This is a genomic window from Corallococcus terminator, from assembly GCF_049194865.1.
Classification (GTDB): domain Bacteria; phylum Myxococcota; class Myxococcia; order Myxococcales; family Myxococcaceae; genus Myxococcus; species Myxococcus terminator_A.
Window position 1 is genome coordinate 23661 of the sequence record NZ_JBLZWL010000109.1, and the last position, 14080, is coordinate 37740.

At 69.9% G+C, this 14080-nt stretch carries 11 protein-coding genes; 4 read left to right on the forward strand and 7 right to left on the reverse strand.

Annotated elements, in window-relative coordinates:
* Positions 1-9: 9 nt before the first annotated feature.
* The 3 genes from ACN469_RS32795 to ACN469_RS32805 all read right to left on the reverse strand — a co-directional run bounded on the left by ACN469_RS32795 (position 10) and on the right by ACN469_RS32805 (position 4862).
* Positions 10-1893, reverse strand: a complete 1884-nt coding sequence (locus ACN469_RS32795) for a hypothetical protein (protein ID WP_498774391.1) — start codon at positions 1891-1893, stop codon at positions 10-12.
* A gap of 9 nt (positions 1894-1902) precedes the next feature.
* Positions 1903-2628 (reverse strand): lysophospholipid acyltransferase family protein, encoded by a 726-nt coding sequence (locus ACN469_RS32800; RefSeq protein WP_498774393.1) that lies wholly within the window; start codon positions 2626-2628, stop codon positions 1903-1905.
* Between the two features lie 125 nt (positions 2629-2753).
* A complete protein-coding gene (locus ACN469_RS32805; RefSeq protein WP_498774395.1) occupies positions 2754-4862 on the reverse strand; it encodes a PAN domain-containing protein in 2109 nt (702 codons plus the stop codon).
* Positions 4863-5073: 211 nt separating this feature from the next.
* On the opposite strand from ACN469_RS32805, the gene zwf reads away from it, so the two are divergent.
* From zwf to gnd, 3 genes are read left to right on the forward strand one after another with little or no spacing between them, the layout of a single operon-like run.
* Positions 5074-6615 (forward strand): glucose-6-phosphate dehydrogenase, encoded by a 1542-nt coding sequence (zwf, locus tag ACN469_RS32810; protein ID WP_498774397.1) that lies wholly within the window; start codon positions 5074-5076, stop codon positions 6613-6615.
* On the forward strand, positions 6612-7283 hold the full coding sequence (pgl, locus tag ACN469_RS32815) for a 6-phosphogluconolactonase (RefSeq protein WP_498774399.1): 672 nt from the start codon (positions 6612-6614) through the stop codon (positions 7281-7283). Before zwf ends, pgl begins: the two co-directional genes overlap by 4 nt.
* Before the next feature lie 22 nt (positions 7284-7305).
* Positions 7306-8742: an NADP-dependent phosphogluconate dehydrogenase gene (gnd, locus tag ACN469_RS32820; RefSeq protein ID WP_498774401.1), complete on the forward strand. Its 1437-nt coding sequence runs from the start codon at positions 7306-7308 to the stop codon at positions 8740-8742.
* Positions 8743-8785: 43 nt separating this feature from the next.
* Here gnd and ACN469_RS32825 read toward each other — a convergent pair whose 3' ends face one another.
* The 4 genes from ACN469_RS32825 to ACN469_RS32840 form a co-directional block, all read right to left on the reverse strand.
* Positions 8786-10432 carry an acetate--CoA ligase gene (locus tag ACN469_RS32825; RefSeq protein WP_498774403.1) on the reverse strand — a complete coding sequence of 549 codons (1647 nt, stop codon included), beginning with the start codon at positions 10430-10432 and terminating at the stop codon, positions 8786-8788.
* A gap of 147 nt (positions 10433-10579) precedes the next feature.
* Entirely contained in the window at positions 10580-12013 is a 1434-nt protein-coding gene (locus ACN469_RS32830) for a zf-HC2 domain-containing protein (RefSeq protein WP_498774405.1), read from the reverse strand.
* Positions 12010-12567 carry an RNA polymerase sigma factor gene (locus ACN469_RS32835; RefSeq protein WP_498774407.1) on the reverse strand — a complete coding sequence of 186 codons (558 nt, stop codon included), beginning with the start codon at positions 12565-12567 and terminating at the stop codon, positions 12010-12012. The genes ACN469_RS32830 and ACN469_RS32835 overlap by 4 nt, the downstream gene beginning before the upstream one ends.
* A 174-nt stretch (positions 12568-12741) precedes the next feature.
* A complete protein-coding gene (locus ACN469_RS32840) occupies positions 12742-12918 on the reverse strand; it encodes a hypothetical protein (RefSeq protein WP_498774409.1) in 177 nt (58 codons plus the stop codon).
* Between the two features lie 148 nt (positions 12919-13066).
* Between ACN469_RS32840 and ACN469_RS32845 the strand changes: the two genes are divergently transcribed.
* Positions 13067-14077, forward strand: coding sequence for a cupin-like domain-containing protein (locus ACN469_RS32845; RefSeq protein WP_498774411.1), 1011 nt, complete (start codon positions 13067-13069; stop codon positions 14075-14077).
* Positions 14078-14080 lie beyond the last annotated feature (3 nt).

The following is a 14080-nucleotide window of genomic DNA, read 5'->3' on the forward strand; positions in this document are numbered from 1 at the left end:
ACCCCGTACCTACCAGTCGGTGCCGGTGACCCGATACATGACGGCGGAGCTGAGAGGACAGTCGAAGAGCCGCTCGAAGGCCTGGCCCCGTGCGCGCAGCAGACGCTCGGCGGGACTCTCTCGACGCACGCTCACCCAGCGCGGACGCAGGGCACGAAGCTGGTCGAGGTACACGCCGTCATTGCCCTCGTGATTGACGTACTCGACGCGGTTGCGCAGGTCCTCCGTCCAGTACTCGCCCAGGAAGGACGTCGCGCTGTCGTAGGCCACCACGTCACCGGGGCGCAGCTCCTGCTCGCGCAAGCGCATCGCCTCCAGCGGCCACAGCCAGCCAATCTGCAGACGAATCCGGTCCTCGTCCCGCACGTCCGGCGCGGCGCGCGGGCCCACCGTGGGCAACACCCGGTAGCCCACGGCGGCCTTCGCGAAGGACGCCACGCAGAGGAAGGCCGCGAGGGCGGACAGCGGCGCCTGGAGGTAGCGCGTGCCCAACTGCCGGTGCAGCACGGCGAACGCGACCAGCCCCGCGGCGGGGAGCGCCAGCGTGAAGCGGCCCCACCACGCGGCGGGCACCAGCACCGCCAGGCCCGCGAGCAGCGGCAGCGACAGCCGGAACCAGCGCTCGCGACTGAAGAGGGCCGACGCGCTCACCCACAGCAGCGCGGGCAGGAGCAGGTACGGAAAGAGCCAGCCAAACGCGCGCTCGCGCACGTCGGGCCAGTACATCCCCTCTCGCGCGCTCCAGTTGTCCACCATGCGCTCGAAGGCCCCGGGCGCGCCGAAGAAGGCCGGCGGGCCGGCAATCTCGTCCGCGCCAATGGGGCCCACCAGCTCACGGCCCAGCACGCGCATTCGCGCGGGCCAGAACGGATTGCCAGTGCGCGCGGCGTTCTCCACGTACGTGGGCGCGCCCAGCCAGAGCAACAGCAGCACCGCGAGCCCCGCCTGCCCCAGCGTCCGCCACCGCGCGCCCTTCGCGCGCCGCAGGACGAGCCCCCCACGCACGAGCAGCAGCGGCGACAACAGCGCGAGGTGGAAGAGTCCCGTCACCTTGGTGCCCGCGTACAAGCCCAGCGCCAGCAGCGTCAGCGTGCGCGCGACGGGGCTCCAGTCCTTCTCGGTGAGGAAGTAGAAGGCGGTGATGAACAGCGCGCCCGCCACCACGTCGGCGTGCGAGGTGTGCAGTTGGAGGAACACCGCCGGCAGGGCGAGCCACATCGCCCCCAGCGACGCGGACAGCGCGGGGCTCGCGCTCGCCCGGCGACAGAACGCCGCCACCGCGAGCGCACCGAGCAAACCGAAGGGCACCTGCGACAAGTCATCCAGGCGCGTGTGCCGGGGCAGCAGCACGTTCCAGACGGAGAGCAGCTCGGTGAGCTCGGGGTAGCCGTTGACGTACCAGACGGAGGTGTCCACCCAGGTGATGCCACCGGTCTGCACCGCGTAGTTCGTCTTGGGGACGTGGTACCAGACGACGTCCCAGGCCCAGTTGGGGAAGTACCAGGCGATGACGCTGGAGAGCACGAGCGCGCACGCCGCGGGCAGCAGCGCCCAGGCGGCCAGCTCCTGGCGCCGATAGACGTCGCGCAAGAGCCGCACCGGAGCCCCCAGGTCCGCGCGCAGCCGGGCGAACAGCTCCGCGACACCGACGCGGAGCACCGCCACCGCGAACATGGCCCCGTGGAGCACGAGCCCCGCGACGGCGAGCCGCACGCGGCCCAGTTGTCCCAGCAGGCCGAGTCCCTGGACACAGGTGAGGATGCTCGCGGCGCCGAAGAGGAGCGCGGCCATCCAGCGCTCCGGCGTGGAGCGCTCACGCAGCAGCGCGGAGGCCAGCGCCCAGGCGGCGACCACCGCCAGCCAGGTCTCCACGCTCCAGAGCAACCAGCCCATGCGCGTGACTCAGCGGCCCACGGCGAGGGTGCGCTCGTACAGCGTGCGCACCCGCTCCGCCAGCTCCGCCGCGTCCTGTCCCAGCGACTCCGGCGGCAGGGCCGGCAGCACGCGCACGCGCATGGACGCCCGCGCGTTCATCCAGGGACCATCTCCATCGAGCAGCTGCGTCGTGCCCTCCACGACGATGGGCACCACCGGCACGTGCTCCTCCAGCGCGAGTTGGAAGGCTCCGCGCTTGAACGGCAGCCGCTGGTCGCCCTTCGCATAGGTGCCCTCCGGGAAGATGAGGACGGGCATGCCCCGGCGCAGCCACTTGCGGCACGGGTCCAGCAACTGGTGCATGGCGTTGGACGAGCCCCGGACGATGGGCACATAGGCCAGGAGCGTCATCATCCAGCCCACCACCGGGAGGGAGAACAGCGACGCCTTCGCCACGAACTTGTACGGGTGGTTCAGCCCCATGACGGCGAGGATGTCCATGGCGGACTGGTGGTTGACCACGATGACGCACGGGCCCTTGGGCAGGTGCTCCTTGCCCTCGAAGCGCGTGCGCCAGCCCGGAGACGCGTGCAGCCACAGCCAGTGGCACCAGCCACACACCAACCAGTGCAACATCCGGCGGTCCCGGTCGATGGGGTACGTGACGAGCAGCAGCAGCGCGCCCAGCGTGAAGAGCACGGGCGCCGTGAGCAGGAAGACAACCCAGAACCAGACGGTGACGAGGTACTTCATCGAGGAGGGCCAGAAGGCTCGAGGCGGGAGGTCATCATCGGACACCGGACATAGCGTGCCGGGAGGGGGTGATACAGCCACCTCCGCCCGGACACGCGCAGACGCCTGCCCGGAGGGCGAGCGACTCAGGGCAGACGATACCCCGAATGGCACCCGCTGAACGCATAGGACGTAGGCACCGCGTTCTTGAGGTAGCACCGGGCCTGCACCCCCTGGATGCCCGGCGCCACATAGGTGTAGGCAAGGCAGCCAGTCTCGTTCGCGCAGGCGTCCTCGCAGAGCACCGGGTCCGCCACGGGCATGTTGAAGAAGCGGATGTCCGAGCCCGGCCGGTCGATGCCCGGCTCGACGGTGAAGCGCGGCTGGTCCTGGATGTCGATGTTGTCCACCAGGTATGAGCCCGTGCCCGACGTGACGCCGAACTGGACGTTGTTGTCGTTCGTCTTCGCCCGGAAGCTGGGCGTGCACGCCGAGGCCCAGGATGCGCCAGGGCTGAAGGTCTGCCGCACCCGCTCCTCACCGGAGGAGACCACGCGCATGACACCGCCCATGCCCGACGACTCCTGACGGTGGTCGAAGCAGAGGCGGTAGCGGTGGGCCCCCACCAGCGCGAACTGCCGGTTGCGGATGGGCCAACCCGTGGGGGCGCTGGCGTCGTACTTCACGCGCAGCGCCCAGTCCGTCTGGGAGCCGGAGTTGACGCCTCGCGGGACGACGCGCCCCCGGCCGCCGGTGACGTCGTTGCGCCAGTGGAAGCGCAGGTCGGCGGTGTCCAGGTTCATCATCGCGCCCTTGCGCACCACGTTGACGGCCGCCACCCGCGCGGTGACCCAGGACTCCGTGCCAATCATCACCTCGGCGCCATTGACGGTGGGCAGCGTCACCTCCATGGCGTGCATGCTCCAGCCCGTCCCCGGCGGGCTCCACAGCCAGTTGCCCTGGACATGCGTCGCGCTGGTCACCGGGTCCACCCAGCGGATGCCGAACCAGAGGGCGTCATCGTAGAGCGCCGACGCGGTGTCCAGTTGGAGCGAGAGGCGGTACGTGCCCGCCGCGAGGTTGAGCCGCTGATGCCTCAGGATGGGCTGGGTGACAGGGCTTGTCCCCGCCTTCACGAGGTGGGCCGTGCGGTCCGTGGTGTTGAACGTCACGGTGATTCCCGGGTCCGTGCCGGGCGTCCACAGGACATTGCGCCGCTCGCTGTCGAAGTCGAGCGCGTACCACGTCCGGGCGTTCTCTCCGCGCAGGCGCTCCAGGTCCTCCTGGAGGTCGATGAGCTTGTCCGCGTCCTTGTCGATGAGGCCCGTGTAGTTCGCCGGCGTCAGGCCCAGCGCGGAGATGTTCGCGGTGTTGCGAGTCGCCGGGTCCCTGCCATCGACGGTGCCATCCAGCAGATAGCGCGCGATGGACAGCGCGTTGCGTCCGGCTCCGTCGGGCACGCCGGTGGACAGCGGGCCCACCACCAGCTTGTGGGAGGTGGCGCTGAGCTGCCCCGAGCCGCTGGCTCCGTAGTTGCTCCACAGGCTGGTGCTGATGCCGATGGGGCGCTCGTTGCTGGTGGTGTAGTCCGGCAACCCCGTCGAGGGGTTGACCTGGACGTTGGCGGGGTCCGTCGTGAAGGTGCCCCAACCGGTCGTCGAGGTGATGACGCCCTTGGACAGGAAGCGGACGTCGTATTGGGCGGGCGTGGGCGTGTCGAGCGGGTTGCCCCAGATGCTGTAGACGGGAGCGCCCACGCTCAGCGTGCCCGTGTCGAAGTCGAGGTAGCCGTACTTGTCACCGGGGCTGACGCCCGAGGCATTCGGCGGACAGTGGTAGAGCACCAGGTCGGAGCTGTGCCAGGTGCTGTAGAGCATCTTGCAGTTGAAGTCCTCGAAGCGCTTGGCGGTGTTGTTGTCCTGCCCGTAGGTCAGGAAGCTCAGCGTCACGTTGGCCGGTGCGCCGCAGTGGCCAGCGGTGAGCATGAAGTTGGGGCCAATCATCGACGCGGAGCAGATGATGGTGCCACCTCCGGGCTGATACCAGACGGGACTCGCATAGCTGGACTTCGCGATGTCCGGGTCGTCGTACCAACGCCACACGGCCTCGGCCACGCCGCCGGACTGCTCGGCGACAATGGGCTGGGTCCGCGTCCCGAGGCCGCCCCCTGGAGCCTCCCCTGTCTCCCCGCCGCCACAGGCCCACAGCAACAACGCGCTCCCACAACAACCCAGGACGCCACGCAGTCTTTTCATGACGGGAACGCTACCAAGGCTCGGTTGACCCGTGCGGCCTCTGCTTCCCCCTGTTAGAGCAGTTCCCTCGATGGCGACGGGGCCGCCTCGGGCGCGCTTTCGGACGCGCCAGACGTCATGCGCACATCACTGCATGCACTCTGGCTTGCCGCGAGGCGATGAGAGCGGCGTATGGTGGCCGCCCACGAAGTCACTCGGAGGAGGCAGCGGAATGGACGCGCAGGGCCTGCACATCGAGACGCACCCCCGAGAGGGAGACCCGCTGCTGCGCGCCACGCGCCCGGACCCGTGCACGGTGGTGCTCTTCGGAGCGACGGGAGACCTGGCGCAGCGCAAGCTGTTCCCCGCCCTCTTCGAGCTGGCGCGCGCCAACCTCCTGCCGGACCACTTCTCCGTCGTCGCCTTCAGTCGCTCGCAGCTCGACGACGAAGCCTTCCGCAACCACGTCAAGGAGGGGCTGAAGAAGTTCGCGCGCACGCAGCCGCTCGACGAGACGACGTGGCAGAAGTTCGCCCCGCGCCTGGAGGGCATCTCCGGCGGCTATGACGACCCGGCCGCCTTCAAGCGCCTGCGCGAGCGGCTGGAGCAGGTCGCCCAGCGCCAGGGCACCGAGGGCAATCAGCTCTACTACCTGGCCACGCCCGCCTCCACCTTCCCCCAGATTCTGCACAGCCTGGCCGGCGCCGGACTGGTCAAGCGCGAGGAGCACCCCCTCCAGAAGCCCTGGCGGCGGCTGGTCATCGAGAAGCCCTTCGGTCACGACCTGGAGAGCGCGCGCGAGCTGAACCGCGAGCTGGCGGCGGTGCTGGACGAGAAGCAGATCTTCCGCATCGACCACTACCTGGGCAAGGAGACCGTCCAGAACATCCTGGTCTTCCGCTTCGCCAACGCCATCTTCGAGCCGCTGTGGAATCGCAACCACATCGACCACGTGGAAATCACGGCGGCGGAGGCGATTGGCGTGGAGGGCCGCGGCGGCTTCTACGACGAGACGGGCGTCATCCGGGACATGGTGCAGAACCACCTGCTCCAGGTGCTCGCGCTGTGCGCCATGGAGCCGCCGGTGTCCTTCGGCGCGGAGGACATCCGCGACGAGAAGAACAAGGTGTTCCGCGCGCTGCGCCCGGTGGAGGGCAAGGAGGTGGCGCGCTCCGTGGTGGCCGGCCAGTACGAGGGCTATCTCAAGGAGAAGGGCGTGAAGCCCGACTCGCGCACGCCCACGTACGTGGCCATGAAGCTCAGCGTGGACTCGTGGCGCTGGGAGGGCGTGCCCTTCTACCTGCGCGCGGGCAAGGGCCTCAAGAAGCGCATGACGGAGGTGTCCATCCACTTCAAGTCGGTGCCCATCGGCCTGTTCTCCGGCGAGGGCGCCACCTGTCAGCGCCTGCAGCCCAACGTGCTCACGCTGCGCATCCAACCCCAGGAGGGCATCGCCCTCTCCTTCGAGTCCAAGGTCCCCGGCGAGGACGTCAACATCGCGGGCGTCACCATGGACTTCAACTACGAGGAGAGCTTCCAGAAGCCGGTGCCGGAGGCGTACGAGCGGCTGCTCCTGGACTGCATGCGCGGCAACGCCACCCTCTTCGCGCGGCAGGACAGCGTGGAGCAGGCGTGGGCCTATGTGACGCCCATCCTCCAGGCCCTGGAGTCCGGCGAGGGCGGCACCGTGCACCCCTACACGACGGGCACCTCCGGTCCGCAGGCCGCCGCCGCGCTGCTGGCCCGCGACGGGCGACGGTGGACGCAGCTATGACCGCGCTGCCTCCGCGCATCGTCCCGCCGGAGAACCTGGCCCTCGCCGCCGCCGAGTGGATGGCGCGCTCACTCCAGACGTCGCTCGCGATGAACCGGCGGGTGAGCCTGGCCGTGTCGGGGGGAGGCACGCCGGGGCCCGCGTACCGGGAGCTGTCGCGGCTGGTGCTGCCGTGGGAGCGGGTGGACCTGTACTTCGTGGACGAGCGCTTCGTGCCGCCGGACGACGCGGAGAGCAACTACCGCATGGTGGAGGAGACGCTGATTGCTCCGCTGCGGCTGTCGCCTTCGCAAGTGTTCCGCATGGAGGGCGAGCGCGGGGACCGCGAGGTCGCCGCGCGGGAGTACGAAGCGCGCCTGCCGCCGATGCTGAACGTGGTGCTGCTGGGGATGGGAGAAGACGGGCATACGGCCAGCCTCTTCCCCGGCCACCCGGCGCTGGAGGAGAAGAGCCGGCGCGTGCTGTCGCTGGTGGGCCCCAAGCCGCCGCCCTGGCGGATGACGCTCACGATGCCGACGCTGCTCTCATCGAGCGCGGTGCTGATGCTGGTGGCGGGCGCGGGCAAGCGGGAGACGGTGCGGCGGGCGCTCGCGGGCGACCCGGCGCTTCCAGCGGCCCGGGTGACGAATGCGCAGTGGATGTTGGACTCCGCCGCCGCGGGACGGTGAGCGGGCCATCTTCGGAGGAACCATGAGTGCGGCAGCGAGCGCCCAGGCGGGCGCGCAATTCGGCGTGGCGGGAATGGGCGTCATGGGCGCGGCCCTGGCCCTGAACATCGCGGACCACGGCTTCCGGGTGACGGCCTGGGACCGGCATCCGGAGCGCATCGACGAGATGCACAAGAAGTACGGGCATCCGGAGATGAAGGGCACCGCGTCCCTGGAGGAGTTCGTGTCGCGGCTGGAGTGCCCCCGGCGCATCCTGCTGATGATTACGGCGGGCGCGCCGGTGGACCAGATGATGGAGCGGCTGTTCCCGCTCCTGTCGCCGGGCGACGTCATCATGGACGCGGGCAACTCCTGGTTCCAGGACACGCGGCGACGCGAGGAGCTGTGCAAGACCAAGGGCTTCCACTTCCTGGGCATCGGCGTGTCCGGCGGAGAAGAAGGCGCGCGCAACGGCCCGTCCATCATGCCCGGCGGCCCTCCGGAGGCGTACGCGCTGGTGCGGCCGGTGCTGGAGGCCATCGCCGCGCGCACGGATGAGGGCCTGTGTGTCACCCACGTGGGGCCGGATGGCGCGGGCCACTTCGTGAAGATGGTGCACAACGGCATCGAGTACGCGGACATGCAGCTGCTCGCGGAGACGTACGACGTGCTGCGCCGGGGCCTGGGCCTGTCGGCGGAGGGCGTGGCGGACCTCTTCACGCAGTGGAACCAGGGCATCGCCGAGTCCTTCCTCCTGGAGACCAGCATCAAGGTGCTGCGCAAGAAGGACGCCGAGACGGGCAAGCCGCTGGTGGACCTGGTGCTGGACAAGGCCGGGCAGAAGGGCACGGGCAAGTGGACGGTGCAGGTGGCGCTGGACTTGGGCGTGCCGGTGCCCTCCATCGCCGCCGCGCTGGATGCGCGCAACCTGTCCTCGATGAAGGACCAGCGCGTGGCGGCGAGCCACAAGCTGAAGGGCCCCTCGGAGGCGCTGTCCGCCGAGGAGAAGGCGCAGCTGGCCGCGTGGGTCCATGACGCGCTGTACGCGGCGCGCGTGGTGACGTACGCGCAGGGCATGCGGCTCATCCAGGCGGCGTCGCAGGAGTACAAGTGGAACATCTCCCTGGCGGAGATGGCGCGCATCTGGCGAGGCGGCTGCATCATCCGCGCGAAGCTGCTCACCCCGCTGCGCGAGGCCTTCACGCAACAGCCGGAGCTGCCCAACCTGCTCGTCTCGGACGCCTTCGCGCCGGTGCTCGAGAAGCTGTCGCCGTCGTGGCGAAAGCTGGTGGGCACGGCGACGAAGCTGGGCATCCCCGTGCCCGTGTTCAGCTCGTCACTGGCGTACCTGGACAGCTACCGCAGCCCGGAGCTGCCGCAGAACCTCACCCAGGCCCAGCGTGACGCCTTCGGCGCGCACACGTACCAGCGCCGGGACAAGCCCGACGCCGGCTTCGTGCACTCGGACTGGAACAGCTAGCAACGCAGCCGGGCCTGGAAGCCTGGGCGCCGGGGTGACGTCCTCACCCCGGCTTCGGCGGCGTGGCGCGCAGCTCCGCGCGGCGAATCTTGCCGCTCACCGTCTTGGGCAGCTCGGTGACGAACTCCACCTCGCGCGGGTACTTGTACGGCGCCGTCGTCCGCTTCACGTGCTCCTGGAGCTCCTTCGCCAGCTCCTGTGACGGAGTGAAGCCCGGGGCCAGCACCACGTAGGCCTTCACGCGCTGGCCAATCTTGTCGTCCGGCACGCCAATCACCGCCGACTCCGCCACCGCCGAGTGCTCCAGCAGCGCGGACTCCACCTCGAACGGCCCCACCCGGTAGCCGGACGTCTTGATGACGTCGTCCGCGCGGCCCACGAACCAGAAGTAGCCCTCCGCGTCTCGCAGCGCCCTGTCCCCGGTGACGTACCAGTCGCCCCGACGGCAGGCCGCGTTGGCCGCGTCGTCCCCCAGGTACTCCTGGAACAGCCCCACCGGCCGCTCCGGCGCCACGCGCACCGCGATGTCACCCTCCTGCCCGTCCGGCACCTCCTGTCCCGTGTCGTCGATGACGCCCACGGTGAAGCCCGGGGACGGCTTGCCCATGGAGCCCACGCGCGGCTCCACCGAGGGGAACATGCCCACCACCACCACCGTCTCCGTCTGCCCGTAGCCCTCGCGGATGTGCAGCCCCGTGGCCGCCTTCCACGAGTCGATGACCTCCGGATTCAGCGGCTCGCCCGCGCTCACCGTGTGGCGCAGCGCTGACAGGTCAACGCCCTTGAGGTCCTGGAGCACCAACGCGCGCCACGCGGTGGGCGGCGCGCAGAAGGTGGTGACGCGCTGGGACTCCAGCATCTTCAGAATCTTCCCCGCGTCGAAGCGGCCCCGGAAGTCATAGACGACGTTGCACGCGCCCTGACTCCACGGCCCGAACAGCTTGCCCCAGGCGCACTTGGCCCAGCCCGTGTCACTCAACGTCAGGTGCCGGTCCTCCGGCGTCAAATCCAGCCAGTACCGGCCGGTAATCACGTGGCCCAGGCCGTAGCTGGCGTGCGTGTGCAGCACCAGCTTCGGCATGCCGGTGGTGCCGGACGTGAAGTAGATGAGCAGCGGGTCCTCCGCCCGCGTGGGAGTGAAGACCTGGCCATGCGCGCCGGTGCCCATGGTGCCCGCCTCGTAGGAGACCCACGGCGCGGGCGCGCCCTTGCCCACCGCGACCCAGGTCTCCACGCGGCCGGTGCCCGCGAGTCCCTCGAAGCGCTCCAGACAGCTCATGTCCGCGATGACCGCGTTGGCGTCCGCGGCCACCAGCCGGTAGCGGATGTCCTTGACGGTGAGCATGGGCGTGCCGGGCATGAAGACGATGCCCACGCGGATGCAGCCCAGCACCAGGAACCACCACTCCGGTATCCGGGGCATCATGATGAAGACGCGGTCGCCCTTCTTCAGCCCCAGGCCCGCGAGGAACTGCGCGGCGTGGATGGACCGCTGCCGCACGCCCTGCCACGTGAAGCGCTGCTCTCGGCCGGACTCGTCGGACCACAAGAGCGCCAGCGACTCCGGGCGCTCGGCGGCGTGCCGGTCCACCACGTCGGAGGAGAAGTTGAAGTGCTCGGGCCGCTCCCACCGGAAGTCCCGGTGGGTGGCCGCGTAGTCGCTCATGTTGCGAGGCGCGGACGGAGGCATGCGGGCGAGCCTGCCACGCACCAGAGGCCCCCGTGCTCGCGCCGCGCCGCGTTCGCACGGTGGACAACAGCGCGACGCCCCAGAACGAAGAAGGGGCCGGCCCCGGAAGGACCGACCCCTCGACAGCTCAGCAAACGGCGCGTCCGCTCAGTTCAGCTCCATGCACGGGACGATGTTGCCCAGCCCGTTGCACGTCAGCATCGCGTCCATCAGCTGCTTCTCCGCCAGCGCCGTGTGGCCCGCGGCCAGCTCGCGGCGGATGCCCTCGCGCTCGGCCAGCAGGTGCAGCCACGGGTCCGGCGTGCCCTCGGCGAAGCCCTTCAGCGCGGTCAGCGCCGTGGCGTCCACCACCGCGCTCCCCGTCTGCACCAGCGCCCCGAAGTAGATGTCCCGCTCCCCCGAGCGACGCAGCGACTCCAACAGCGCCGTGGCGTCCTTCTTCGTCTCGCGCTCCCTCAAGAGCCCCGCATACCCCTGCGCCAGCGGCGCCCTCGCGGCGAAGTCCCGCGTCGCCACCTGCCGCACGTAGTCCTGCAGCACCGAGCCCCCACCCAGCGTGTCCAGCTCCCGAGCCAGCGGCAGCAGCGCCTCCACGCCCTCCTTCGTCGTCACGGTGCGGACCGCCTCGTACAGCGCCGCGCGCGCCACCACCGGCCGCTGCGCGAGCTGCTTGGCGTCCCAGGGCGCGTCCCCCGTCAGCGTCAGCCACGCATCCGAGACTTGCCGCCGCCACCGCACCCGCTCCTCCGCCAGCTGCGTGCGCAGCTCCGCGGCCATCCGCCGCGCCTCCGCGCTCCAGCCCTCCTCACCCAGCGAGGCCACCGTGTCGAACGACGCCGCGGCCCTGTCCAACAAGTCCCGCTCGCGCAGCACCAGCGCGCGGTTCCACAGCGCCTGCGCGTGGTTCGGGTTCTGCCGCAGCGCGCTCGTCAGCAGGCCCAGCGCTTCCTCGTACCGCTGCCGGCTCAGCGCCACCACCGCCTGGTCATTCGCCTTGTCCGCGGACTCCGGCTCCCGGCCGAGGAACGCCTCCGCCTGCTGCCAGTCTCCGCGCAGCGCATACGCCGCGGCGATGCCCCGGAAGTCGTGCCGCTCCTCCAGCTCCGCCAGCGGACGCAGCGGCAACATCTCTGTCGCCTGGCTGGTGCCGCGCATCGGGCTGTAGGGCAGGAAGCGGTCCGCCTTCGGGTGGCTCAACCGCGCCTCGAAGGTGCGGGAGTCCGCGCTCGCCAGCCATACCTCGCCCGGAATCTCCGGCGGGGCCTGAAAGCGGAACACCCCCACCGCCGCCAGGCCCGCCGCCAGCGCCAGCGGCACCGCCGCGCGGTAGACCTGATGGAGCCTGGCCCGCAGCGGCACCACCTTCGCGGACACCGGCGCCACCACGTCCGTTGTCTCGGCCACCGGCGCGGCGCCACCCAGCGCCCGCGCGGCCAGCAGCTCCAGTTGCAGCAAATCCCTCAGCCCCGACTCACACTCCGCGCACCGCGTCAGGTGCTGGCGAAAGGCCTCCGCCTCCGTGGCGGAAAGCTCTCCGTCCACGAAGAGGTGCAGTCGGTTGTTGGTGCATGGCGTCGTCATGAGCTCGTTGCCCCCCGCTCCCGGGCCACCGCTACCTGTGGCAGCAGCAAGTCCTTCAGGTCCCTGCGAGCCAGGGTGAGCCAACTGCCCACCGTGCCCACGGGAACGTTGAAATGCTCGGCGATGGCGTTGTAGCGCTTGCCCTCGGCGTGCAGCCGGTAGGCGTCGCGCAGGTGCGGCTTCAGCCGCTCCACCGCTTTCTGGAACTCCTCGGTGCTGACCAGCTCCCAGTTCTCCTGGGCCTCCCCCTGCGCCACCCCCTCCTGCACCAGGGCAAGGTGTGGCATCCCCCGCGACTCCGTACGCTGCCTGCGGCAATAATCCAGGAAGCGGTTGGTCATCGTCGTGCACAACCACGCCGCCGCCGCCGCGTCCGTCCGGTCCTTCAACGCCTCGAATTCGTTCATCCCCCGCTCGAAGGTCTCCTGGACCAGGTCCTCCGCCTCCAGGCTCGAGCGGGCGGACAACCGGCGCGCCAGACCCAGAAGACTGGGCCGGTGCTGTCGGATGAACGCCTCGTAGCGCCTCCGCTCCCGGTTGAAGAGATTTGCCATGTTGTCCTACATGCTCGCGCGGCAGGTTTCCCAGTCAAAGACGCGAAGGCGCCCGTTCCTTGAGAAAAAAGTGCAAGGACACAGACAAGCAAATGCCCGGAGGGGGGTCATTCCCGTCCGGGCATGGATCTCCAGGGGTGGGGTGCGGGCCCCGCCGCTGGTGAGGGAGGCGGCCTAGCGGGGCTCCGGAGCGGAGGCCAGGGCGGGGGTGGACGGCATCGGCAGAGGCTTGCGCTCGCGCTGCACCCCCACCTCGGTGGCGCAGTCCACGTAGTTGTTCTTCACGTGGGCATCCGCGGCACTCGACTCGACGACCTTCGCACTCGGGGACTGCTTGGAACCAGGCGTCATGCGCTCGCTCCTCGTGCTGGGATACAGGCAGCACGTACAAGTTGCTGGTGGATGAAACTTTGAAGCTGTCGCCGTCCTTAACATGCTCCGCTGCGATTCCGTGAGAGGGCGGGGGGTGGTTTGAGTCATGAAATCCAAGGATTTCTAAATGAGCGCGGATACGTCCCGGTTGGCTTTGGAGTGGCAGGTCTGGCTGGTGGAGAACCTCGCGCTGGGAGTGACGCGGGAGGAGGCGTGTCGCGCGTTGGTGGGCGTGGGCGTGAGTGAAGACGTGGCCAGGGAAGAGGTGGCGCGCGTGGAGGCGCACCCGTTCTTCCAGGCGTGTCAGCGGTTGGGGCGGCGCTACGGCTGGCTGGAGTCCGTGATGGATGTCTACGGCACGCTGCACCGGCAGTCGGGCGGGCATGCGGCGCTGGAGCGGCGGGAGGGGCTGAGCGCGGACGAGTTCTTCACGCGCTACTACTTCGGGCATCGGCCGGTGGTGCTGACGGGGCAGATGAAGGACTGGCCCGCGCTGGAGCGCTGGACGCTGCCGTACCTGGCCGAGCGCGTGGGCGACGCGGAGGTGGAGGTGATGACGCGCCGGGAGTCCAACCCGGACCACGCGCCCGAGCCGGAGAAGCACCGCGAGACGATGCGCTTCGCCGACTACGTGCACCGCGTGGCGACGGGCGGCACGACGAACGACTACTACATGGTGCCGCGCAACGAGAACTGGCAGCGCGACGGCTTCAAGCCCCTGCGCGACGACGTGCGCGCGCCCCCGGGCATCATCGACGCAGAGCTCCGGCCGGACATGATGACGCTGCTGCTCGGCCCCGCGGGCACCGTCACCCCGCTGCACCACGACAACATGAACGTGATGCTGGCGCAGGTGATGGGGCGCAAGCACATCAAGCTCATCCCCTCCTTCCAGCGGCACCTGATGTACCCGCGCTACGGGACGTTCAGCCACGTGGACGCGGCGCGGCCGGACACCGAGCGCTTCCCGCTGTACTCGGAGGCGCACGTGGTGGAGGCGGTGCTGGAGCCCGGGGAGCTGGTGTTCATCCCCGTGGGCTGGTGGCACTGGGTGCACGCGCTCGACGTGAGCGCGTCCGTCACGTTCCATCACTTCCTCGTGCCCCAGGGGAACACGTACCTGCCCACGCCCCTCTGAGGG

Coding starts and splice junctions, on each gene's coding strand:
- ACN469_RS32795 (WP_498774391.1), bottom strand. CDS start 1,893: ATGGGCTGGTTGCTCTGGAGCGTGGAGACCTGGCTGGCGGTGGTCGCC.
- ACN469_RS32800 (WP_498774393.1), bottom strand. CDS start 2,628: ATGAAGTACCTCGTCACCGTCTGGTTCTGGGTTGTCTTCCTGCTCACG.
- ACN469_RS32805 (WP_498774395.1), bottom strand. CDS start 4,862: ATGAAAAGACTGCGTGGCGTCCTGGGTTGTTGTGGGAGCGCGTTGTTG.
- zwf (WP_498774397.1), top strand. CDS start 5,074: ATGGACGCGCAGGGCCTGCACATCGAGACGCACCCCCGAGAGGGAGAC.
- pgl (WP_498774399.1), top strand. CDS start 6,612: ATGACCGCGCTGCCTCCGCGCATCGTCCCGCCGGAGAACCTGGCCCTC.
- gnd (WP_498774401.1), top strand. CDS start 7,306: ATGAGTGCGGCAGCGAGCGCCCAGGCGGGCGCGCAATTCGGCGTGGCG.
- ACN469_RS32825 (WP_498774403.1), bottom strand. CDS start 10,432: ATGCCTCCGTCCGCGCCTCGCAACATGAGCGACTACGCGGCCACCCAC.
- ACN469_RS32830 (WP_498774405.1), bottom strand. CDS start 12,013: ATGACGACGCCATGCACCAACAACCGACTGCACCTCTTCGTGGACGGA.
- ACN469_RS32835 (WP_498774407.1), bottom strand. CDS start 12,567: ATGGCAAATCTCTTCAACCGGGAGCGGAGGCGCTACGAGGCGTTCATC.
- ACN469_RS32840 (WP_498774409.1), bottom strand. CDS start 12,918: ATGACGCCTGGTTCCAAGCAGTCCCCGAGTGCGAAGGTCGTCGAGTCG.
- ACN469_RS32845 (WP_498774411.1), top strand. CDS start 13,067: ATGAGCGCGGATACGTCCCGGTTGGCTTTGGAGTGGCAGGTCTGGCTG.